Below are 22761 nucleotides of genomic sequence, written 5' to 3' on the forward strand. Positions count from 1 at the left end.
TTACTCCGGACGGATGTTTTTGCGCTGGATCAGTGCGGTCCACTTATCGCGATCCGATGCGATCAGTGCGGTCAATTCCGCCGGCGAGCTGGGCGCGGCCTGCGCGCCGAACTTCTCCAGCTTGGCGCGCACGGCTTCGTTGCTCAGTGCGGCACGCACAGCCTGATTGAGCTTTTCAACGGTAGCGGCCGGAGTGGACGCGGGCGCCACAATGCCATACCAGTTGTTGGATTCAACGCCGGCAATGCCTTGCTCGGCCAGCGTCTTTACGTCCGGCAGCAGCGGATGGCGCGTGGGCGCGGCAATACCCAGCGGCTTCAGCTTTCCGCCCTGGATGTGGCCGATCAGCCCGGGCACGTCGCCGAAAAAGCCCGACACCTGATTACCCATCACATCGTTGATCACGGGAGCCGCGCCCTTGTAGGGCACGTGCATCACGTTGGCCTTGCTGGCGTCCGCAAACATTTCCATCGTCAAATGCGGAATGCTGCCTATGCCCGATGAGCCGATGGCGACCGATTGCGATGCCGCCTGCGATTTCTTGACGAAGTCCGCGGCGTCAGTAGCCGGATTGACCGGGTTCACCACGAACACCGTGGCGTTGTTCACGACCTTGGACACCGGCGCAAAGTCGCGCACCGGGTCATACGGCAGGTCCTTGTACAAGGCGGGGCTGATCGACACCGCGCCGACGCTGGTCAGAAACAGCACCGAACCGTCGCCTGCCGCCTTGGCCACATAGGCCGCCGCGATGTTGCCATTGGCGCCTGCCTTGTTCTCAACAATGACCTGCTGCTTGAGTTCTTTGCCCAGTTGTTCGGCCAGCACCCGGCCGACCAGATCGACCGGGCCGCCAGGCGGAAACGCGACGATCAGACGGACGGGGCCGTCGGCGTGGGCTGCGCCCAGCGCGGCCAGACTCAGCACAGAGGCCGATAGAATTTTCTTGAACATGGTGTCTCCTCGTTGAATGCAATATTGTTTTTGCTGGCAAGCGCCGTCTGTCTATGCGGCGCTGCTGCTTACTGAAATCCGTACAACCGCGCCGGGTTGTCGACCAGCACACGCTGGCGCAGCGCGGCATCGGGACATGCCTGAAAAAACGTGTCCACCAATTCGCCATCGTCAGGCATGTCGCCTGCCACATTCGGGTGCGGCCAATCCGTGCCCCACAAGGTGCGATCCGGCATCGCCTCGACCAATGCCCGCACGAATGGAATGCCCTCGGCAAACGGGCGCTGGCCAGCCGCGATACGGTCTATGCCCGACACCTTGACCCATGCCTGCGGCACATTGGCCAGACTCAGCAAGGCGCGCATGGCGGGAGAATCCAGCCCATCGGCCGCCTTCAGACGCCCCATGTGATCCACCACAAAAGGCACGGGCAAGGCCAGCAAACGCGGCAGCAGGCCGGGCAGCATCGCGCCATCCACATGCAGACAAAGATGCCAACCCAGTGGCGCAATCAGCGATACCACGTGATCGAACACGGCCGGCTCGGGCGCGCCGCCCAGATGCGGCACAAAATTGAAGCGCGCCGAGCGCACGCCGCCCTCATGCAATTGCTGAACGCTTGCGGGCGTGGCGTCAGCGCCCAACAGCGCCACGCCGCGATAACGGCCGCCGCTTTGCGCCAGCGCATCCAGCAAGGCGCTGTGGTCCGAGCCATGGCAATTGGCCTGCACCACCACCGCGCGCTCCACGCCCAGGTGCGCATGCAATGCCGCCATCTTTGCGTAGGGCGCGTCCGGCGGCGTATACGACCGCCCTTCGGCGTACGGGAACACGTTACCGGGACCAAAAACGTGGCAATGCGCATCGCACGCGCCAGGCGGCAGCACATGGCGGGGACGAGACGGCGACGCAAGCGGAGGACGGCAATCAGGCACGGGCAATTCCTGCGGTGAAAGCGTCATGGTCCAGCATTGCCGTCCGGCTAACAATGCTATATCTTTGATTTCAGATATAGAAAACCTAAATATCCGATGGACCTTAAACAAATCGAGTATTTCCTGCGGGTCGCGGAGCGGCGCAGCTTCTCGCGCGCGGCCGAAATGCTGGACGTGGCCCAGCCCACACTCAGCCGCCAGGTACGCCTGCTGGAACTGGAACTGGGCCAACACCTGCTGTATCGCAATGGCCGCGGCGCGGAACCCACCGAGGCCGGTTTGCGGTTTGTGGAACACGCCCGCGCCCTGCTGACGCTGGCCGAACGCGCCAAGGAAGATTTACAGAGCTTGCGCGAAACGCCCACGGGCAAGGTCGTCGTAGGCCTGCCACCGCGCATCGCACGGGTGCTGACGCCGCCGCTGGTGCAGGCATTCCGGCGAAGTTTCCCCGACGCCTCCATTGCGGTGGCCGAAGGGTTAAGCGCCCAGGTGCGTGAATGGCTGCTGGCGGGCCGGGTGGAACTGGCGCTGCTGTACGACCCCGCGCCATCGCCGCAACTGGTCTACGAATCGCTGTTCCGTGAAGACCTGGTGCTGGCGGCCGCCGCCGGGCATCAACCGCCCTTGCCCGCCCGCGTTGCGGTGGCGCAGTTGGGCAACTACCCGCTGGTGCTGCCCAGCCTGCCCAACGCCATCCGAACCTTGGTGGAAAGCGTGTGCCGCGCGCAAGGCGTGCGCTTAAAGGTGGCGGCCGAAGTCGATGCCGTGCAAACCATTGTGGAACTGGCGGCCCAAGGGGATGCGTACGCCATCTTGCCGCGTTCCGCCGCCCAGGGGCCAGCCGCTGAACACGCGCTGTCTTTGTGCGACATCGCGTCGCCCACGATCACCAATAACCTGGTGCTGGCCAGCGCCCGCCATCGGCCGGCCACGCGGCTGGCGACCGCCACCGCGCACCTGATCCGTCAGTTGAAACTGGCGGAGCTGTTTGCGCCGGAAAACGGCACGCGCTAACCAGACGTGCGCGCGTCGACACAAAACGCCACGCGCGTGGTGCCGCCTTCACTGCTGGCCGACACATTGCCGCCATGCATGGCAGCCACTGCCTTCACAATGGCCAGGCCCAGGCCATGGCTGTGCTCCAAGCCGTCAACCCGGCGCGCCGCGTCCACTCGGTAGAAACGTTGAAACAGATGCGGCAGGTGCTCGGGCGCAATCGGTGGTCCGGCGTTGCTGACGGCCACTTCCAGCATGTCGCCGCGCCGCTGGATATCGACCGTAATTTCCGCCCCCGGTGCAGAGTATTGAATGGCGTTTTGCAGAAGATTCGTCACCGCGCGGCGAAACAATGCCGTGTCGATCAGCGCGGTGGCAAAGGCGTCGCCTTCCATCCGAACCCGCATACCGGCCTCGTCCAGCAGGAATTCAAAAAACTCGACCGTCTTGCCGACTTCGTCCGCAAGCACGGCTTGAATCCGGCCCGTCGCGGCTTCGCCCTGATCGGCGCGCGCCAGAAACAGCATGTCGTTGATCAGGGCTCGCAGGCGGTCCAGTTCTTCCAGATTGGATTGCAGCACTTCCTGCAAATCGTCTGCGCTACGCGGGCGCGACAGGGCCACCTGAGTTTGCCCGATCAGATTGGTCAGCGGCGTGCGCAGCTCGTGCGCGACGTCAGCGTTAAACGCTTCAAGCTGGTTATAGGCGCCTTCGAGCCGAGCCAGCGCGCCGTTGAATGAGGTTGCCAGGTCTTCCAGCTCTACGGGCAGCGCGGCCATGCTCAGACGTTGCGACAAGGCACTCGGCCGCAGAGCGCGGGCCTCGGCCGACAAGCGGTTCAAGGGCCGCAGTCCCAGCCGCGTCACCCAAAAGCCCAACAATCCCACGAGCAAGATTGCCGTCAACGACAGGCCGGCCATTGCCCACAAGAAATAGCGCAAGGTGTGCGCGTAGGGCGCCGAATCCATACCGACGATCAGGCGCACTTGCGGCCGGGCAAGATACGGGTCGACCGTGGCGGTGATGGTGGTCAGCGCAGTCTCGCGGTCCGGCAAGGTGATCTTGCCGAAGCCATCGGGGTGCCGTTCCAGACTGCTGATATCCGCCAATCCCTTGCCGTACTCATAGGCCGGATCATCCGACAGCACCCAAAAGCGCAAACTGCCGTCAACGGGCGTCAGGGTATCCAGCTTGGTTTTGAATCGCCCCCAGCGTTCCGGGTCACCGCTGCGGGCCAGCGAGTAGCTGACCTCTTGCGCGGTAGTACGCAGCGCATCCTGTTGCAGCCGGTCCAATTGCCGGTCCAGCACGCCGTAGAGCGCCACGCCCGTCAACGCGAACGTAACCGCCGCCGCCACCGCATAAAGGATGACCAGCCGCAGTGTCAGCGACGTTTTCAAAGCGCCGCCTTCATTCCGCTGCCGCGTCATCGCGCAGCTCCAGCACGTAACCCATGCCGCGGATGGTGTGGAGCAACCGGCGGCCGAACGGCGCATCCACCTTGCCGCGCAGCCGCTTGATGGCCACTTCCACCACATTGACGTTGCTGTCGAAATTCATGTCCCAGACCAGTTCAGCAATGGCCGTCTTGGACAGGATTTCTCCTTGGCGCCGCGCCAGTACGGCGAGCAGCGCGAATTCCTTGGCCGTCAGGTCAAGACGCGATCCCGCGCGCCACGCCTTGCGGCTGATCAGGTCGATCTGCAAGTCTCCGATGCGCAGTTGCACGGGTTCCTGCGCCCGGCCGCGCCGGGTCAGCGCCTGTAGCCGCGCCAGCAGTTCCAGAAAAGAAAAGGGTTTGACCAGGTAATCGTCAGCGCCGTCGTGCAACCCGCGGATGCGGTCTTCGACGCCGTCGCGGGCGGTCAGCATGATCACGGGCGTCTGCCGCACCGTACGCAAAGACCGCAACACCGCAAAGCCGTCCATACCCGGCAGCATGGCGTCCAGCACGATCACGTCGTAATCATGCTCAAGCGCCAGATGCTGGCCGTCAATGCCGTTATGCGCGACATCGACGGTACAGCCCTGTTCGCCCAGGCCTTTGCGCAGGTAATCCGCCGTCTTCAGTTCATCTTCGACTATCAGGATTTTCATGTGCCGCCCCGCAAGACCTTACGGTTGATCCCTATTTTGACCCAAGATCGCCCGGCGCAGCGATGACCGCATTGTTGGTTTTCCCGGCCTTTCGCGCCGCCCTCGCCGCCTTGCGTTCCATGTACCAATAATGCGCGCGGTCCAGGTACAGGTAGACCACAGGTGTCGTGAACAGCGTCAACGCTTGGGACACGATCAACCCGCCCACCATCGCATAACCCAGCGGCCGGCGCAGCTCCGCCCCCTGCCCGTGGCTCAACATCAACGGCAATCCACTGAGCAGCGCGCACATGGTCGTCATCATGATGGGTCTGAAGCGCAATACGCAAGCTTGATAGATCGCCTCGGCAGGCGCCATGCCGTGCTCGCGCTCTGCCGTCAACGCAAAGTCGATCATCATGATGCCGTTCTTTTTGACGATCCCGATCAGCAAAATAATGCCGATCAGCGCAATCACGCTCAGGTCATAACCACCCAGCATCAGGATCAGCAACGCCCCCACGCCTGCGGATGGCAGCGTGGACAGGATCGTCAAGGGATGGATATAGCTTTCGTACAGCAGCCCCAGCACGATGTAGACGGCAATCAACGCCGCTGCGATCAGGTACGGTTGCGTCGACAGGGAATCGCCAAATGCCTTGGCCGTGCCCTGGAATGCCCCCGTCAGGCTGGCAGGCACGCCCATCTGGTTCTGCGCTTGCTGGATGGCCTGCACCGCATCGCCCAGCGAAGCGCCCGGCGCCAGGTTGAACGAAATGGTCACAGCTGGGAATTGGCCCTGGTGGCTGATGGACAGGTAGGCCGTCTTGTTCGTGTCCAGCTTGACGAAGGTAGACAGCGGCACCTGCTGGCCCGTCAGCGGCGAGGTCAGGTAAAGCTTTGAAAACAGGCTGGGGTCCTGCTGCAACTTGGGCGTTACTTCCAGAATCACGTGATAGCTGTTGATCTGCGTGAAGTACTGGGCAACCTGGCGCTGGCCGATGGCGTCATAAATGGTGGCGTCGATCAGCGCTGGCGAAATACCAAACGACGAGGCGCGCGCGCGGTCGATGGTCAGCGATGCCGTGGCCGCCGCGTTCTGCTGGTCAGACGCCAGGTCGGTCAATTGCGGCAATTCCCGAAACTTGTTCAGCAGGCGCGGCGCCCACACGTTCAGCTCGTCCAGATCGGAGTCCGTCAGCGTGTATTGGTACTGCGTGCGGGATAAGCGCCCGCCTACGTTGATGTCCTGCCCTGCCTGCATGAACAGCGTCACGCCTTGAACCTTGGCCAGTTGCGGCCGCAGCCGGGCGATCACCTCGTCAGCCGTGGCGGTGCGCCCTTCGTCCTTGGGCTTCAAACCTATGTAGAAATTGCCCGTGTTGTAGGTGCTCTGACTGCCGTTGAACCCGAAACTGGCAATATCAGGATCTAGTCGAATCACCTCCGCCATCTGGATCATGCGCTGGTTCATCAGCGCAAAAGACGAGTCCTGCGACGACTCGGCAAAGCCGAAAATAAAGCCTGTGTCCTGCTGCGGAAAAAAGCCCTTGGGAATGACCATGAACAGCGCCACCGTGCAGGCAACCGTGGCCAGAAATACGCACAGCGTGGCGAACTGATGCCGCAGCACCAGTTTCAAACCGCGCTCGTACCCATGCAGCATGGCGTCAAAACCCCGTTCGCACAGCAGGTACAGCCGGCCATGTTTCTCGCCATGATGATTCTTCAGATAGCGCGAACACAGCATGGGCGTAAGCGTCAGCGACACCAGCACCGACACCACAATGGCTAACGTTACCGTCACCGCAAACTCGCGGAACAAGCGGCCCACGATACCGCCCATCAGCAGCAAAGGAATGAATACGGCAATCAGCGACACCGAGATCGACACTATCGTGAAGCCGATTTCGCCCGCGCCCTTGAAAGCGGCTTCCATCGGTGACATGCCTGCCTCGACATACCGGTACACGTTCTCCAGCATCACGATGGCATCGTCCACCACAAAGCCAACCGAGATGGTGAGTGCCATCAGCGACAGATTGTCCAGGCTGAATCCCAGCACATACATCATCGCGGCTGTGCCCATCAACGCCAGCGGCACCGTCACGCACGGAATCAGCGTGGCGGGCACATTGCGCAGGAACAGGAAGATCACCATCACGACCAGAAGAATGGTCAGCGTCAGCGTGAACTCCACGTCCTGCACCGATGCCCGGATCGTCTGCGTGCGATCAATGATGGTGTTCACATGGACCGATGGCGGAATCGAGGCTTCCAGCCGGGGCAGCGCCGCGCGAATGCTGTCCACCGTGTCGATCACATTGGCGCCCGGCTGCTTGCTGATTTGCAGCACAATCGAACGACCATTGGTAATCGTGTTGTCTGGCGGAGACGCCTTGCCGGCGTAGGCCCAGCCAGCCAGTTTGGTGTTCTCGGGCCCGTCCACCGCCACGCCCACGTCGCGCACGCGGATCGGCGCGCCGTTGCGGTAGGCCAGCACCATATCGTTCCACTGAGCCGCCGACAGCAGTTGATCGTTGGTATAGGTCGTGAAGCTTTGACGCGCGCCGTCGATGGTGCCTTTGGGCTGGTTGACGGTAGTGGTGGCGATCACGCCGCGCAGGTCTTCCAGGCTCAAGCCCAAGGCCGACAACTTGCCGGGGTCCACCTGAATCCGTACAGAGGGCTTTTGCTGGCCGCCGATGTTCACCAGCCCCACCCCCGATATCTGCGAGATCTGCTGGGCCAGGATATTGTCCGCGTAGTCGTTCACCTGGATCAGCGGCAAGGTGTCCGACTGCACCGCCATCACCATGATGGGCGCGTCAGCCGGGTTGACCTTGCGGAAGGTGGGCGGGTTCGGCAGGTTGGCCGGCAACTGTCCGGTCGACGCATTGATGGCCGCCTGCACATCCACCGCCGCGGAATCAATGCTGCGGTTCAGGTCGAACTGCAAGGTGATCTGCGTCATGCCGATTGCGCTGACCGACGTCATCTGCGTCAAGCCCGCGATCAACGAGAACTGCCGTTCCAGCGGTTGCGCCACGTTGGACGCCATGGTCTCGGGGCTGCCGCCAGGCAGGCTTGCCTGCACCTGGATCGTGGGAAAGTCCACCTGCGGCAGCGGCGCCACGGGCAACAGCGGCCACGCCGCAATGCCGACCAGCAGAATCGCCAATGCCAGCAGCGATGTGCCGATTGGCCGCTTGATGAAATGGGCAGAGATACTCATGGCTTGCTCACCGCTGCAACGGGTACAGGGTTTGAAGCCAATTCACGCACCTTGCTGCCGGGCTTGAGCTTGTACTGCCCATCGACCACTACGCGCTGCCCTTCATCCAAACCCTTCTGGATAAGCGCCAAACCATCCTGCAATCGCTCCACCGTAACCGCTTGAGGTTGCGCAATGTCATTGCCATCCACCGCATACACATAGGGGCCACTCTGGCCGCGCTGCACAGCGGCGGCCGGCACCGTCAATGCGCTTTCATGCGCGTCCAGCACCAGACGCGCGTTCACATACAGGCCGGGCCATAAGCGGTGCTGCGGATTGTCGAAACGGCCCTTGAGTTGCACGGTGCCCGTAGTCGTATCGATCTGGTTGTTCAACAGCACCAGCGTCCCGGTTTCAAGAGGCTCATTGCTATCGCGGGCATACGCCACAACGGGCAATTTCCGGCCTTGATCCAGCGCCGCGTTAATCGCGGGCACCGCCTCTTCCGGCAGCGAAAACAACACAGTGATCGGGTCGATCTGATTGATCACGACCAGCCCGTTCACATCCGCCGCATGCACGATATTGCCCGGGTCCACCAGCCGAGCGCCCACGCGTCCGGCAATGGGCGCCACGATGCGCGTGTAGTCCAGCTGCACCTTGGCATAACTGATCTGCGCGTCGTCGGTCTGGGTCGCGGCTTCCAGCTGCGCAACCAGCGCCCGCTGCGCGTCCAGCGTTTGCTGCGTCGCGGCGTCCTCGTGCTGCAAGCGGGTATAGCGTTGCAAGTCCAGACGCGCATTGGCCAGCGTGGCTTGATCCTTGGCCCGCTGCGCCTGCACCTGCGCCAACTGCGCTTGCAGCCCACGCGGGTCGATATTGGCCAGCACCTGTCCGGCCTTGACGTCTTGCCCTTCGGAAAATCCCACACTGTCCAGCTGGCCGTCGACACGCGCTTTCACCGTCACCGTGGCGGCAGCGGTAACCGTGCCTACGCCCGTCAGGTAATGCGCAAGCTCCTGGCGTTGAACCTGCACTGTCGCAACCGGCACGGCCGCAGCCACGGTTGCGGCCGGCGCGCGAGGCCCGCGCAGAAACAGCCACGCCGCCAGCGAGCATGCGGCTATCACCAGCGCCACAGCGCCCACCCGCAGCGTCTTGCGCCGATCCGAAAAACTCACCGTACGGTCCATGGACTTACTCATTGTGGGTAGAAGGTTGGCTTGCCGCCGCTGGCCGGCCGGCCACGGCAAGCGCTTGGGCATCAGGGGTATCAAGGGCGCCAGCGTTCCAGCCGCCACCCACGGCCTTCACCAGCGCCACGCTGGCCACCATTTGGCGGCCACGCAGTTGCACTGCCGTGCGCTCGTTGGACAGCGTCAAGGCTTGCGCCACCGCCACCGTCAGGAACGTGGCCGTGCCCGCGCGGTATTGCGCCAAGGCCAGTTGCTCGCTCAAACGCGACGCGGTCACGGCTTCGTCCTGCGCACGCGCCTCGTCATCCAGGACGCGCAAGGTCGACAGGTTGTCTTCCACTTCCTGGAACGCGCCCAGCACCGTCTGTTTGTATTGCGCGGCGCTGGCGTCAAATGCGGCAACAGCCTGGGCGTCGCGAGCGTGCCGCAGGCCGCCATCAAAAATCGTCCCGGCCAACAGCGCGCCCAGCGACCAGACCCGGCCCGGCGCGTTGAACCATTGGGCAAAACTGGCGGCGCCAAAGCCCCCGCTTGCAGACAACACCAGCGACGGAAAATAAGCGGCCCGCGCCACCCCGATATCTGCATTGGCCGACGCCACATTCCGTTCAGCCGCGGCAATGTCCGGTCTGCGCTCCAGCAGATCCGACGGCAGACCCGTCGGTACAGGCGGCACTTGGAACATCCACGGCTGGCTGGCCGGGAATGGCGCCAGACTGAACTGCGCTGGCGCCCGTCCGGTCAGGATGGCAATCGCGTGTTCCAGCTGATTGCGGGACGCGTCCAGATCAATCGACTGCGCTTGGGCAGTCTTGAACTGCGCCTCGGCCTGGGCAACGTCGGAACGCAACGCCACGCCTGCGTCGTACTGGCTGCGCGTCAGTTTGAGCGTGCGCGCATAGGCTTCCAGGGTCCGGGCGTACAGATCTTTCTCGCGGTCCACCGCCCGCAATTGCAGGTAGTCCTGCGCTAGCGCCGCCTGGATGCTGAGACGGGCCGCCGCCAGACTGGCTTCACTCGCCTGAGTCGATGCGTCGCTGGCTTCGACCTGCCGCCGCACTGCACCCCACAAATCGGGTTCCCACGACACGTCGATAGCTGCCGAATAGCTGTTGGAAACGCCAGTCACGCCATTGCTTTTGGCACGAGCCCGGCCAGCCGACGCATTGGCCCCGACACTGGGCCAGAAGCCCGCCCGGGCGGCATCCGCAGCGGCGCGCGCTTGGCGGTATTGGGCCTGAGCCTGCTGAATGTTCTGATTGGCCGCGTTGGCCGCCACGATCAGGCTGTTCAGCGTGGGGTCACCATAGGTTTCCCACCAGCGCATATTGCTGTCGATGGCCCCGGGCTGGGCGGGCTTCCATGGGCCGGCCTCCTTGTAGGCGCCCGGCAGGTCCATCGCCGGACGCGTGTAATCGGGTCCGACGGCACAGCCGGCCAGCGCCATTGAGGCCGCCAGCCCTGCCGCCGCCCAACGCGGCCCGATACGATGTCCTGGATTCATGGCAGCGCCGGATACCCGGCCGACAGTTGGTACGCCCTCAATGTAAAAAGGCGTCCGGGACGTCACGCTGTCCGGATACTGACAAAACGGACAGGTTTCTCTGTCTCGCGTGAGGGTAGCGGCCTCTGCTGCCTGCGGGTGGCGGCCTCATCAGGGACGGATGCCAGGCTGCCCTCATAGACCCTCCGCCACGGGCCGCCCGCGCCATCCCGGCCGCTGCGGCCCGTCTCGGTCAAAAGAGTTAAAATAGGCCGCTATATTTCTTGTTTGGCGGCTCGTTGCTGTCAAAGTCCTGTTGGCGTCTCACCTCAAACAATGACCACTATCCTCCCGAACCTTCCCACCGGCCAGAAGGTCGGCATCGCCTTTTCCGGCGGCCTCGACACCAGCGCAGCGCTCCTGTGGATGCGCAATAACGGCGCCATTCCGTACGCCTACACGGCGAACCTGGGCCAGCCCGATGAGTCCGATTACGACGAAATCCCCCGCAAGGCACTCGCCTACGGCGCGCAGAACGCCCGCCTGATCGACTGCCGTCAGCAACTCGTGGCCGAGGGCATCGCCGCCTTGCAAGCAGGCGCGTTCCACATTTCGACCGCCGGCATCACGTACTTCAACACGACGCCTATCGGCCGCGCCGTCACCGGCACGATGCTGGTGGCCGCCATGAAGGAAGACGACGTCAACATCTGGGGCGACGGCAGCACCTTCAAGGGCAACGACATCGAGCGCTTCTATCGCTACGGTCTGTTGACCAACCCTGACCTGAAGATCTACAAGCCCTGGCTGGACCAGCGCTTCATCGACGAACTCGGCGGCCGTTCGGAAATGTCCGAATACATGCGCCAAGCCGGCTTCGACTACAAGATGTCGTCGGAAAAGGCCTACTCGACCGACTCGAACCTGTTGGGCGCCACCCACGAAGCCAAAGATCTGGAACACCTGAATTCCGGCATCCGCATCGTGCAGCCCATCATGGGCGTGGCGTTCTGGCGCGACGACGTCGCCGTCAAGGCCGAAGAAGTCACCGTCCGCTTCGAGGAAGGCCAACCGGTTGCCCTGAACGGCGTGGAATACAGCGACCCGGTCGAACTGCTGCTGGAAGCCAACCGCATCGGCGGCCGTCACGGCTTGGGCATGAGCGACCAGATCGAAAACCGCATCATCGAAGCCAAGAGCCGCGGCATCTACGAAGCCCCGGGCCTGGCCCTGCTGTTCATCGCTTACGAACGCCTGGTCACCGGCATTCACAACGAAGACACCATCGAGCAGTACCGCGAAAACGGCCGCAAGCTGGGCCGCCTGCTGTACCAAGGCCGCTGGTTCGACCCGCAAGCCATCATGCTGCGCGAAACCGCCCAACGCTGGGTCGCTCGCGCCATCACGGGCGAAGTCACGATCGAACTGCGCCGCGGCAATGACTATTCGCTGCTGAACACCGAATCCGCCAACCTGACCTACGCCCCCGAGCGTCTGTCCATGGAAAAGGTGGAAAACGCTCCGTTCACCCCCGCAGACCGTATCGGCCAGTTGACCATGCGCAACCTCGACATCGTCGACACCCGCGCCAAGCTGTTCACCTACGTGCAAACCGGCCTGCTCGCATCCAGCGGCACGTCGCTGCCGCAGTTGAAGGATCAGGCCAAGAAGAAGTAATTCTTCAGGCCGCAAAAAAACCCCTCGGTTTTTCTCCCGAGGGGTTTTTTTATGGGTTGCCGATGGGGCCGCGCCCCATCCAATCTACAACTCCACCTGCATGCCCATTTCGACCACCCGATTCGCCGGAATCTTGAAGAACTTCGTGCTCCGCGTCGAGTTTCGCGCCATGAACGAAAACACCGCGCGCCGCCATCTCCACAGCGCCGGTTTGCGCGCCGCCACGACCGTTTGCCGCGACAGGAAATAAGACGTCCGCATGGGCTCCAGATCCAGCTCCGGATACGCCTCGGCCACCAACCGCAAGGCCTCGGGCACATCCGGATCTTCCTTGAAGCCGTAATTCACCGTTGCCGTCCAGCTCGACGCCGATAGCTTCTTCACCTCGAAGCGCTCTTCGGGCGAGATGTACGGCACGTCAGCTACCAGAATCGTCAGGAACAGCACGTGATCGTGCAGCACCTTGTTGTGCTTCAGGTTGTGCAACAGCGCGGGGGGCACATTGCCAGAATTCATGGTCATGAAAATCGCCGTGCCCGGTACACGCGACGGCGGATACTCTTCCAGCTGCTCCATGAATTCCTTGAGCGGTTGCCGGTCACGGTGCTGCATATCGGACAGCAAGCGGCGCCCTTGGCGCCACGTCATCATCAGTGTGAACACCACAATCGCCACCAGCAGCGGCAACCAGCCGCCCTCATGGATCTTGAAGACGTTCGCCGAAAACAGCAGCACATCAAACAACAGCAAAAAGCCCAGAATCGTCAGCCACAGCACGCGCTTCACGCCCGTGCTGCCTCGCGGCAACACGGCAAAGGCCAGTACCGATGTCGTCAGCATGGTTCCGGTCACGGCAAAACCATAGGCCGCAGCCAGGTTGTCGGAATTGCGGAACAGCAGCACCAGCACCAGCACCGCGCACAACAGCAGCGCATTGACCTGCGGCAGATAGATCTGCCCCTTCTCGACGGCGGAGGTGTGCAGAATCTGCATGCGCGGCCAGAAGCCCAGCTGCACCGCCTGGCGCGTCACGGAATATGCCCCGGAGATCACTGCCTGCGACGCCACAATCGTGGCGATCGTCGCCAACGCCACCAGCGGCGCCAGTCCCCATTCAGGGGCCATCATGAAAAACGGATTGCGGATCGCCGTGGGGTCGCGCAGCAACAGCGCGCCCTGACCGAAATAGCACAAGGTCAGCGCCGGCAGCACCATGCTGAACCAGGCGCTGCGAATCGCCGGCCGGCCAAAGTGGCCCATGTCCGCGTAGAGCGCCTCGGCTCCGGTCAGCGCCAGCACCACTGCGCCCAGCAGCACAAAGCTGATCACAGGAAATTCAACAATAAAGCGCAGGCCCCACATGGGATTCAGCGCAGCCAGCACCTCGGGCGTCTGCCAGATCTGCCAGCCGCCCAGCGCCGCCAAGGTGCCAAACCACAACACCATCACCGGGCCAAACAGTTTTCCCATCAGGCCCGTGCCATGCGACTGAATGACAAACAAGCCCACCAGCACGACCAGAGCAATCGGCACCACCCAGCGGTCCAGCGTATGCGACACAATGCTGATCCCTTCCAGCGCGGACAGCACCGAAATCGCCGGGGTGATCATGCTGTCGCCATAGAACAGCGCCGCGCCGAAAATGCCCAGCACGATCAGCACCCACCGCATCTTGCCCTCGCGATTGCGGACGGCCAGCTCCAACAGCGCCAGCGTGCCCCCCTCGCCCCGATTGTCCGCACGCAGCACCAGTGTCACGTACTTCAGCGACACCACGACCATCAGCATCCAGAACAGAATCGACAGCACGCCCAGCAAGTGGGCGGGCTCCAGATCGGTATGCACGCTCAAGCCCGTCAGGCAGGCTCGCAATGTGTACAGCGGGCTGGTGCCGATGTCGCCATACACCACGCCCAAGGCTCCCATGATGAGCGCCGCGCGCGACGACGGTGCGTGCACTCCGCCCGCGTGAGCGCCTGTTGGAGAAGGAGCGCCAGCCGTGCCTTGGCTCATGATGTGGGTTCTTGCCGAGTAAGTTGAGCCCCTTTACGGGGGCCGGGGAAGACGACAGACAGTCGCGTTCCAGAAAAAGCAGGCCGGCTGGTCAGCTTCCACCAGGCGCCATGGGCATGCGCGATCTCGCGCACGATGGCCAGCCCCAGACCGGAGCCGCCCGCCGTGGCGGTGGGTGACCGGTAAAACGCTTCAAACACACGGTCGCGCTCTTCGGCGGGAATGCCGGGGCCGTCGTCCTCGACCGTCAGCGACGGCGGATTCGCCCCGACGATCAGCGTAATACGGCCGGTCTCGTTGCCATAGCGCAAGGCGTTGTCGATCAGGTTGCCCAGCAACTCCGCCAGCAATAAGGGATCGGCATCAATCCAGATCGGCGCGTCGGGCGCGACCAGATCCAGCTCGTAGCGCGCCTCGCGCACTCGCGGAAACCACTCTGCGCCATTGGCCCGCACCCATTCGCACAAGTCGATACGCACGAAACTGTCTTGCGGACGGGCGTTGGGGTCGGCGCGCGCCAGCACCAGCAACTGCTGGCCCAAGCGGATCATGCGGTCGCTGACGGCCTTGATCCGCTCGGCACGCGCCCGCACATCGTCGGGCAAGGGGCGGGCCAGCATCAGTTCGGATTCCAGCCGCAGGCCGGCCAAAGGGGTGCGCAGTTGGTGCGCTGCATGCCCGATAAAGCGGCGTTGCGCTGCCAAAGAGGCATCCAGGCGCAGCAGCAGATCATTGGTGTGGGTCACCAGCGGCTCGATCTCGACCGGAACGCCCGCCACTTCCAAGGGCTGCATATCGTCAATGGAGCGCTGGCGAATTTCCTCGGACAAGTGGTTCACCGAGCGCAACCCGGACCTCACGCCCTGCACCACGACCCAGGTAAACAGCGCGATCAGGGCTACCTGCCCCACCACCATCAGCCAGAAGAAGTCTTCCAGCATCCACAACGACATGTCGATCTTGTGGGTAATGACCCACGTGGCGGCCAGGTCCAGCAGGACCAGCAGCAAGATCGGCGGCATCAGGCGTATCACCAGATGCCGCGCCAGGGAGCGTGAGGGAAGTATGGAGCGAGTTGCTGGGGGAGCGGAAGGAGTACGTTCCTGCGTCATGCCGCGATACCCTCGCTTATGCATAGATTGGATGTGCGCAGCCGGAGCAAGCCCGCCGCGCCGGCCCGTCAGGCCTTTTCCACATCCAGCATGTAGCCAAAGCCACGCACCGTCTGGATGCTGGCGCCAGTGCCTTCCAGGCGCTTGCGCAGACGGTACACGTAGACCTCGACTGCGTTTTCGCTGAAATCGGCGTCCCAGGCGGACAGCGAGTTCACGATCTGACGCTTGGTCACAACGCGCCCCACTCGGGCCATCAGCATCTCAAGCACGGAAAGCTCGCGCACCGATAGCGACAGCCGCTGGCCATTGGCCCGAACTTCGCGCCCGACGGTATCGAACACCAGGGGACCCACTTCGATCAAAGGCTGCGCCTGGCCCGCGCGGCGCCGGCCAAAGGCACGGACACGCGCTGCCAGTTCAGGCAGTTCGAAAGGTTTGGTGACGTAGTCGTCGGCCCCGGCGTCCAGCCCCGCGACACGGTCTTCAATGCCGTCTCGCGCGGTAAGAATCAGCACGGGAACCTGATTGCCGTCTTGGCGCAATTGCCGCAGCACATCAAGCCCGCTCATGCCGGGTAGATTAAGGTCGAGCAGCATCAGGTCATACGGCTGGCCTGCCAAGGCGCCCAGAACTCGGTCGCCTTCAGTCAGCCAGTCGACCGCATACCCCTGGTCGGCCAGGAATTCCTGGAGCGCATGGCCCAGGGTGGTGTCGTCTTCGATTACCAGTACTCGCATGCCGCGATTCTAGCGCGATCCGAAAAAAAAGGGGCGCGAAATGCGCCCCCTTTTCTTTTGAATCGCTCAACGGCCTGCTGGAGCCGTAGCGGGAGCCGCAGCAGGAGCCGCAGCACCCGCAGGCGCTTCGGCCGCAGGGGCTCCGCCCGAAGGCGGCGTCGTGACAAAACCAATACGCGTCATACCGCCACGGCGGGCCGAAGCCATGACCTTGGCCAGCGTTTCGTAACGCGTGTTCTGATCAGCGCGGATGCGGATCTCGGGTTGCGGCTTGGTGCCGGCGATCGATTTGAAGCGATTGGGCAGGTCATCGATATTGACCGGCTTCTCGTCCCAGAACAGCGCGCCGCTGGCGTCAATCGCCAGATCCACGGTTTTGGGCTCTTCCTCGATCTGCTCGGCGGCCACCTGGGGCATGTTGATCTTGATCGAGTGCGCCAGCAGCGGCGCCGTGATGATGAAGATCACCAGCAGCACCAGCATGACGTCGATCAGGGGCACCATGTTGATCTCGGAAACCGCGTGGCTTCCCGATCCTTTACCCTCGAAGCTGCCAAAGGCCATTATTCGCTCCCGCGTTGAACCGCAGCGCCGTTACCGTTCTGGCGGCGCAGGGCACGCACCTTACCGTCCGACAGCGTCACTTGCTGGCCGGTGGTCAGGAACGCAAACAGATCATGCGCAAAGGCATCCAGACGCGACAAGAACACGCGGTTGTTGCGCACAAAGGTGTTGTAAGCCAACACCGCCGGAATTGCCACGGCCAGACCCAGACCGGTCATGATCAGGGCCTCGCCCACGGGACCAGCAATGCGGTTGATCGTCACGCCATCGGACAGGCCGATGCCGACCAGGGCGTGGTACACGCCCCAAACCGTACCGAACAGACCCACGAACGGCGCCGTCGAACCCACCGACGCCAGAATGGTCAGACCGTTTTCCAGCTTGGCCGTTTCTTCGTCGATCACTTTGCGCATGGTGCGCGTGACGAAATCCGAGTTGGTGCCCGACTCTTCCAGCTTGGTCGCGCCGAACTTATTGTGGTGCGCCTGCGCGTGCATGGCGTGGCTGGCCAGATGCGAGAACGGATCACGTGCGCCATGCGTGGCGATTTCGTGCTCGACCTGTTCCAGCGAGCTGGCGTTCCAGAACTTGTTCAGGAAGTCAGCCGAGCGCTTGCGCATGCTGACGTTGCTAGCGGCCTTGACCAGGATCAGATACCAGGTCACCAGCGACATCAGGATAAGGATGATGAACAGGCTCTTGCCCACGAAGTCGCTTTGGGCGACGAAGTGCAAGAAACCCATGTCGGGCACGGCCGCCGGAGCTGGGACCGAGGGGACCGAAGGCAGCGCAGCGGCAGCGCTGTGCAGCGCATCAGCCGATTGCTGAACGACGCCATTGGCTTGTCCGGCCAGGCCGCCAGCGGCAGTCGCGGCTTGTTGGGCTGCGGGCGCAGCGGCGGCGGCAGCCGGTGCTGCCGGGCTGGTAGTCGCCTGCGCTACCAGAGTAGCGCTATGCAGTGCGTTGGACATCTCAGTTCCTCATTACGAAATCGAACGGAATTTTGGCTTTGGCGGGATAGGCCACGCCGTTGCGGGTATAGGGCTTGAACTTGGCCTTGCGGGCGGCGGTCAGCGCGGATTCGTCCAGCCTCGGGAAACCCGATGACGTGTCGATCGTGGCGCGGTCCACTATGCCCTGGGTATTGATTTCCACCAGCACCAGGACCCGGCCCTCTTCCCGCATGCGGCGCGACGCCATCGGGTAATTGGGCATGGGCCGTGCACCCTGGAACTCAATGCTCGACACCAAGATAGGCTGGTCGGGCGGAGGTCCTTGCTGCGGACTCTGCGAAGCCTGAGCGCCATCAGTCGCGCCCGCGGGCGGCGTCTGCGGCGGCGGAGTCTCCTGCTTGGGCTCGGGTTTGACTTCCTGCTTGGGCTGAGGCTTGGGTTTGGGCTTTGGTTTGGGCTTGGGGGCCGGCATCGGGGGCTTTTCAACCACCGGTTCGGGTTCAGGCTCGGGCTCGGGCTTCAGCTCAGGTTCGGGCTCAGGTTCCGGCTCGATCTCAGGCTGCGGCTCGGGCGGAGGCTCCGTCACCGGTTGCGGCACTTCAGGAGTGGGCTCGGCCTTGGCAATCTGGGGGATGGGCGCATCCACCAGGCTCACCATGACAGCCTCGGGTTCCTCCAGTTCAGGACGATTCGCGGGAGCCATGAAAATGGCGCCGATCACTGCCGCATGAATCGCGACAACCGCCAGGCCAGCGCCTGCACGTATACCAAAAGAAGACGGCGAAGAAGAGTTCCAACCGCGTTGAAAACTAGGCATGAATCAGCCAGGGGTGCATTAACTTATCCGGCCAGTCAGAGAAAAGACGTGCACTAGAACGCGACGCCGGCTGACCGGTACAAGCCCATCATAATATCTTAAATGCGAATGATTCGCACGTTGTATTTCGTCTGGCCTGGCGTACCACCCATGATCTTTATCATGCGATACGCTCAACAACGCTTACGAAATAGCATGCTGGCCGCAGAAAACAAAAAACCCGCCACGAAAAAACGTGCGGGTTTTTGATCAGGCTTGTACCGCGGCGTTTTGCTACGGTCTGGATTGCTTCTGGTGGGTGCTACAGGGGTCGAACCTGTGACCTACGCCTTGTAAGGGCGCCGCTCTACCAACTGAGCTAAGCACCCGTTCCTGATACAGCCTTGGCACAAGATTCGAACCAAGCACTGCCAACTCGGGGCACTCAAAAGCAATACGCGGGCCGGAGTATACCGGACCGCGTACATGTCTGCAAATCGTTGGGGCCGGTGCCCTGCGATTTGCCATTTCCGTCAATTAATTGACGGCGTCCTTCAGGGCCTTGCCCGGACGGAACTTCGGCACCTTGGCCTTTTTGATCTTGATGGTTTCGCCCGTACGCGGGTTACGGCCAGTGCGCGCAGCGCGGGCCGACACGGCAAACGTGCCAAAGCCAACCAGCGTAACCGTACCGCCCTTCTTCAGGGTGGTCTTGACGGCACCGATCAGGGCGTCGAGCGAACGACCGGCGGCAGCCTTGGAGATGTCAGCCTTGCTGGCGATGTGATCGATGAGTTCAGTTTTGTTCATTCAGATGTACCCCTCACAAGGTATGGAGTTTGCCCAGACCGTGCGGTTCATGGCTGTCATGATGGGACGCCACCAACAAACGCAAAGCCCGACAAACGAAGAACAGACAGTGGATAAACTTTTTTCTTGCGCTGCAAAGCACAACTTTTAAACTGCTGCGCCGCTTAGGATTTGATGGCATAAATGCCTTCAAATCGTCAGCGACGCAGGCATGTATTAGGCAACGGCGTGACGCGGCTGTCAAGCGAAAACCTCATCACAACCCGCGCCAATACTAGCTTTTAGCCGATTTCGCAATAAACAAAAACGCGAACTTCGGGGTTTGCGCGACACCCCTGAACAACACTTCAAACTTGAATCAAACGTCGACCCAGCGGCGCAGCAAATTGTGATAAATGCCGGTCAGCTGGACGATGGAAGGATGCCCTGCCGCATCTTGATTCAGACGCTGTATCGCCACATCCATATCCAGCAGCAAAGCGCGCTGACTGTCCTCGCGCACCAGGCTCTGCATCCAGAAGAACGAGCACACCCGCGCACCCTGCGTAACCGGATTCACTTTGTGCAGGCTCGTGCCCGGATACAGCACCATGTGCCCCGCTGGCAGCTTCACCGCGCGCGGGCCATAGGTGTCGTCAATGACGAGCTCGCCGCCTTCATAGGAATCGGGTTCAGAGAAGAACAGCGTGGCCGATAAATCTGTTCGCACCCGCTCGGAGGTGCCCGTGATGCCGCGCACCGCGTTGTCGACGTGATAGCCAAAGGCTTCGCCGCCTTCGTAGCGGTTAAAGAGCGGCGGGAAGATCTTGCGGGGCAACGCGGCCGACATGAACAGATTGTTCGATGCCAGACGTTGCAGGATCAGGTTGCCCAGTTCCTGAGCCAGCGGATGCTGCTCCGATAACTGGCGGTTGCGTTTAACCTCGGCCGACTGGTAGCCCGCCGTGACCTTGCCATCCACCCATTCGGACGCATCCAGCCTGGCCCGGATATCAGCCGCCTCTTCGGGCGTAAAAACTTCTGCAATCTGTATAAGCATGCCCCACCCTCATTTCACCACCGGCGCGCCCGCTCGCAGCGCCTATGCCTCGCGGCATTATCCCTTCAAGCATCCATTGAGCGCCTGATCGAAATCAAACAGCAGATCGGCTTCATCTTCGATACCCACGGACACACGAATCAGGCTGTCGGCGATTCCCATCTGCTTGCGGCGCTCTGCCCCCATCTCGTAATAGATGGTGTGCGCTGCCGGCAGCGCCAGGCTGCGCGTGTCACCCAAATGGGTCGCCATCAGCACAATCTTCAGCCGGTTCAGGAAATCAAAGCAATCCACACCGTCCGCCAGCTCCACACCCAGCAGCCCGCCAAAGCGCGATCCGAACATGGCCGCTGCACGTGCATGCTGCGGATGGCTGGCAAGCCCCGGATAGTGCACCTTGGCAACGCCGCGATGCTCTTCCAGCAAGCGTGCCAGCGCCAGCGCATTCGCGCAGTGCTTGGCCATGCGCAGCGCCAGCGTCTCGGCGCCCACCGCAATACGGTGCGCGGGTTCCGCCGCCAGCGTGCCGCCCATGTCGCGCAAACCCTTCTTCTTGATTTGCGTCAGGCCCCAACTGGTGGGAGCCCCTTTGCGATAAGCGTCGTAAATATTGGAATAGTCAGACCAGTCGTACAGACCCGTGTCCGTCACCGCGCCACCCAGCGCATTGCCGTGCCCGCCGATGTACTTGGACAGCGAATTCATCACCAGCGACGCGCCGACCGAAGACGGCCGGAACATCCACGGCGACGTCAGCGTGTTGTCCACCACATAGACCAGATTCTTCTCGCGGCAGATTTGCCCGATCACAGCCAGATCAGCAACTTGCGTGCCCGGGTTGGCGATGGTCTCGGTAAAGACCATGCGCGTGTTGGGCTGGATTGCGCCGCGCACTTGCGATGCGTCGGTTGCGTCCACAAACGTGATCTCCACCCCCAATTCCAGCAGCGTGCCCAGCAAGCTGTTGGTATTGCCGAATACAAACTGGCTGGACACCAGGTGATCGCCCCGGCGCAGCAGCGTCGTGAAGATCGCTGCCAGCGCGGCCATGCCTGTTGCAAAGCTGACCGTGCCCTTGCCGCCTTCCATGTGGTTGATCTTGGCTTCCAGCGCGGTGGTCGTGGGTGTGCCCTGACGCGCGTAGGTAAAGCCCGCCTTGCCCTGGAACACCGCAGCCAGCTCACGCGCATCGTCGTACGCGAATTCCGATGACGGATGCATCGGCTTGTGCACCGCTCCGTGCTCGACGGATTGTTGGCGGTCGGAATGGAGGATCGTGGTGGTAAAGCCGTTCTGGTGCATGATGGGCTGACGCGAAAGAAGAGATCTACAAAATAAGTGCAGCGGTCAAATCAGGATTGCCGCTGGCGCACGGTTTCATACAGGCAGACTGCGCTGGCCACGCTGACGTTCAGGCTTTCGACCGAACCCAGCATCGGAATATTCACCAATTGATCGCAGGTCTCGCGAGTCAGGCGGCGCATGCCCTCGCCTTCGGCGCCCATGACCCACGCCATCGGCTGGCGTGCATCGATCTGGTGCATGCTTTCGGTGGCCTGATCATCCGTGCCCACCAGCCACACGCCGCGATCCTTCAGGCTGCGCATGGTGCGCGCCAGATTGGTCACCATGATGTACGGAACCGTGTCGGCAGCGCCGCAAGCTACACGCTGCACGGTCGCATTCAAACCGACGGCGCGATCACGCGGCGCAATCACGGCATGAACGCCCGCGGCATCAGCGGTACGCAGGCAAGCGCCCAGATTATGGGGATCGGTCACGCCATCCAGAATCAACAGCAGCGGCGGGCCTTCGATCACGTCAAGCACGTCATCCACGTCCACGGCCAATTGGCGCTCGTCGGCCAGGGCCACCACGCCTTGATGGCGGGTGCCGCGCGCCAAGCCATCAAGCCGCTCGGTCGAGACCGGATGCAGGCGGCGGCCCGCCTTCTCGGCTTGCTCGATGAGCGTCTGCATCCGCTTGTCACGGCGCGAGGCTTCTACATAGATTTCCTTGATCGACTCGGGCGCGTGGCGCAGCCGCGCGACAACCGCGTGAAACCCGGCTAGAACTTGGGTCGACGCCATAAATGCAATACCTTTAAATAAACGAATACCCGCCCCAGAGCGGGGCGGGCCACCGGAAAAAACCGGCCATATGCGCAATGTTACCCCTTATGGCCCAGCCGCCAAACGAC

At 62.4% G+C, this 22761-nt stretch carries 19 protein-coding genes and 1 tRNA gene; 2 read left to right on the plus strand and 18 right to left on the minus strand.

Annotation, left to right across the window (positions count from 1 at the left end; genetic code table 11):
* Together RAS12_RS13020 and RAS12_RS13025 are read right to left on the minus strand one after the other, a co-directional pair.
* Window positions 1-954, minus strand: coding sequence for a Bug family tripartite tricarboxylate transporter substrate binding protein (locus RAS12_RS13020; protein WP_306950167.1), 954 nt, complete (start codon window positions 952-954; stop codon window positions 1-3).
* A 68-nt stretch (window positions 955-1022) separates the two neighbouring features.
* Window positions 1023-1889: an amidohydrolase family protein gene (locus tag RAS12_RS13025; protein ID WP_306951433.1), complete on the minus strand. Its 867-nt coding sequence runs from the start codon at window positions 1887-1889 to the stop codon at window positions 1023-1025.
* Window positions 1890-1985: 96 nt separating this feature from the next.
* Here RAS12_RS13025 and RAS12_RS13030 point away from each other — a divergent pair, with 96 nt between their 5' ends.
* Window positions 1986-2903 carry a LysR substrate-binding domain-containing protein gene (locus RAS12_RS13030; RefSeq protein ID WP_306950168.1) on the plus strand — a complete coding sequence of 306 codons (918 nt, stop codon included), beginning with the start codon at window positions 1986-1988 and terminating at the stop codon, window positions 2901-2903.
* Here RAS12_RS13030 and RAS12_RS13035 read toward each other — a convergent pair.
* Genes RAS12_RS13035 through RAS12_RS13055 form a run of 5 tightly spaced genes read right to left on the minus strand, consistent with a single transcriptional unit; the run spans window position 2900 to window position 10878 of the window.
* Window positions 2900-4285, minus strand: a complete 1386-nt coding sequence (locus tag RAS12_RS13035; protein ID WP_306951435.1) for a heavy metal sensor histidine kinase — start codon at window positions 4283-4285, stop codon at window positions 2900-2902. The genes RAS12_RS13030 and RAS12_RS13035 overlap by 4 nt on opposite strands.
* A 10-nt stretch (window positions 4286-4295) precedes the next feature.
* The gene (locus tag RAS12_RS13040) at window positions 4296-4982 is read right to left on the minus strand and encodes a heavy metal response regulator transcription factor (RefSeq protein WP_306950170.1); all 687 of its coding nucleotides are present in this window, start codon (window positions 4980-4982) and stop codon (window positions 4296-4298) included.
* A gap of 31 nt (window positions 4983-5013) precedes the next feature.
* Window positions 5014-8196 carry an efflux RND transporter permease subunit gene (locus RAS12_RS13045; protein ID WP_306950173.1) on the minus strand — a complete coding sequence of 1061 codons (3183 nt, stop codon included), beginning with the start codon at window positions 8194-8196 and terminating at the stop codon, window positions 5014-5016.
* Window positions 8193-9371, minus strand: a complete 1179-nt coding sequence (locus RAS12_RS13050; protein WP_306950175.1) for an efflux RND transporter periplasmic adaptor subunit — start codon at window positions 9369-9371, stop codon at window positions 8193-8195. The genes RAS12_RS13045 and RAS12_RS13050 overlap by 4 nt, the downstream gene beginning before the upstream one ends.
* A gap of 4 nt (window positions 9372-9375) precedes the next feature.
* Window positions 9376-10878, minus strand: a complete 1503-nt coding sequence (locus RAS12_RS13055; RefSeq protein ID WP_306950177.1) for an efflux transporter outer membrane subunit — start codon at window positions 10876-10878, stop codon at window positions 9376-9378.
* A gap of 315 nt (window positions 10879-11193) precedes the next feature.
* Here RAS12_RS13055 and argG point away from each other — a divergent pair, with 315 nt between their 5' ends.
* The gene (argG, locus tag RAS12_RS13060) at window positions 11194-12534 is read left to right on the plus strand and encodes an argininosuccinate synthase (protein ID WP_306950179.1); all 1341 of its coding nucleotides are present in this window, start codon (window positions 11194-11196) and stop codon (window positions 12532-12534) included.
* A gap of 84 nt (window positions 12535-12618) precedes the next feature.
* On the opposite strand, the gene RAS12_RS13065 is transcribed toward argG, so the two are convergent.
* From RAS12_RS13065 to rlmB, 11 genes are all read right to left on the minus strand, one after another.
* Window positions 12619-14547, minus strand: coding sequence for a potassium transporter Kup (locus tag RAS12_RS13065; protein WP_306950182.1), 1929 nt, complete (start codon window positions 14545-14547; stop codon window positions 12619-12621).
* The gene (locus RAS12_RS13070) at window positions 14544-15569 is read right to left on the minus strand and encodes a sensor histidine kinase (RefSeq protein ID WP_371321279.1); all 1026 of its coding nucleotides are present in this window, start codon (window positions 15567-15569) and stop codon (window positions 14544-14546) included. The genes RAS12_RS13065 and RAS12_RS13070 overlap by 4 nt, the downstream gene beginning before the upstream one ends.
* A gap of 158 nt (window positions 15570-15727) precedes the next feature.
* On the minus strand, window positions 15728-16399 hold the full coding sequence (locus tag RAS12_RS13075) for a response regulator transcription factor (protein ID WP_306950185.1): 672 nt from the start codon (window positions 16397-16399) through the stop codon (window positions 15728-15730).
* Window positions 16400-16465: 66 nt separating this feature from the next.
* Complete coding sequence (locus RAS12_RS13080; RefSeq protein ID WP_306950187.1) at window positions 16466-16963, minus strand: ExbD/TolR family protein; 498 nt, start codon at window positions 16961-16963, stop codon at window positions 16466-16468.
* Entirely contained in the window at window positions 16963-17934 is a 972-nt protein-coding gene (locus RAS12_RS13085) for a MotA/TolQ/ExbB proton channel family protein (RefSeq protein ID WP_306950189.1), read from the minus strand. The genes RAS12_RS13080 and RAS12_RS13085 overlap by 1 nt, the downstream gene beginning before the upstream one ends.
* Window position 17935: 1 nt before the next feature.
* Window positions 17936-18733: an energy transducer TonB gene (locus RAS12_RS13090; protein WP_306950191.1), complete on the minus strand. Its 798-nt coding sequence runs from the start codon at window positions 18731-18733 to the stop codon at window positions 17936-17938.
* Between the two features lie 292 nt (window positions 18734-19025).
* A tRNA-Val gene (locus RAS12_RS13095) sits at window positions 19026-19101 on the minus strand.
* Window positions 19102-19249: 148 nt separating this feature from the next.
* On the minus strand, window positions 19250-19522 hold the full coding sequence (locus RAS12_RS13100; protein ID WP_003812968.1) for an HU family DNA-binding protein: 273 nt from the start codon (window positions 19520-19522) through the stop codon (window positions 19250-19252).
* Between the two features lie 358 nt (window positions 19523-19880).
* On the minus strand, window positions 19881-20561 hold the full coding sequence (locus tag RAS12_RS13105) for a Fe2+-dependent dioxygenase (RefSeq protein ID WP_306950535.1): 681 nt from the start codon (window positions 20559-20561) through the stop codon (window positions 19881-19883).
* 57 nt (window positions 20562-20618) lie between these two features.
* Entirely contained in the window at window positions 20619-21863 is a 1245-nt protein-coding gene (locus RAS12_RS13110) for a cystathionine gamma-synthase family protein (RefSeq protein ID WP_306950537.1), read from the minus strand.
* Between the two features lie 50 nt (window positions 21864-21913).
* Entirely contained in the window at window positions 21914-22651 is a 738-nt protein-coding gene (gene rlmB, locus RAS12_RS13115) for a 23S rRNA (guanosine(2251)-2'-O)-methyltransferase RlmB (RefSeq protein WP_306950538.1), read from the minus strand.
* Window positions 22652-22761 lie beyond the last annotated feature (110 nt).

Source organism: Achromobacter seleniivolatilans (assembly GCF_030864005.1).
Taxonomy (GTDB): Bacteria; Pseudomonadota; Gammaproteobacteria; order Burkholderiales; family Burkholderiaceae_B; genus Achromobacter; species Achromobacter seleniivolatilans.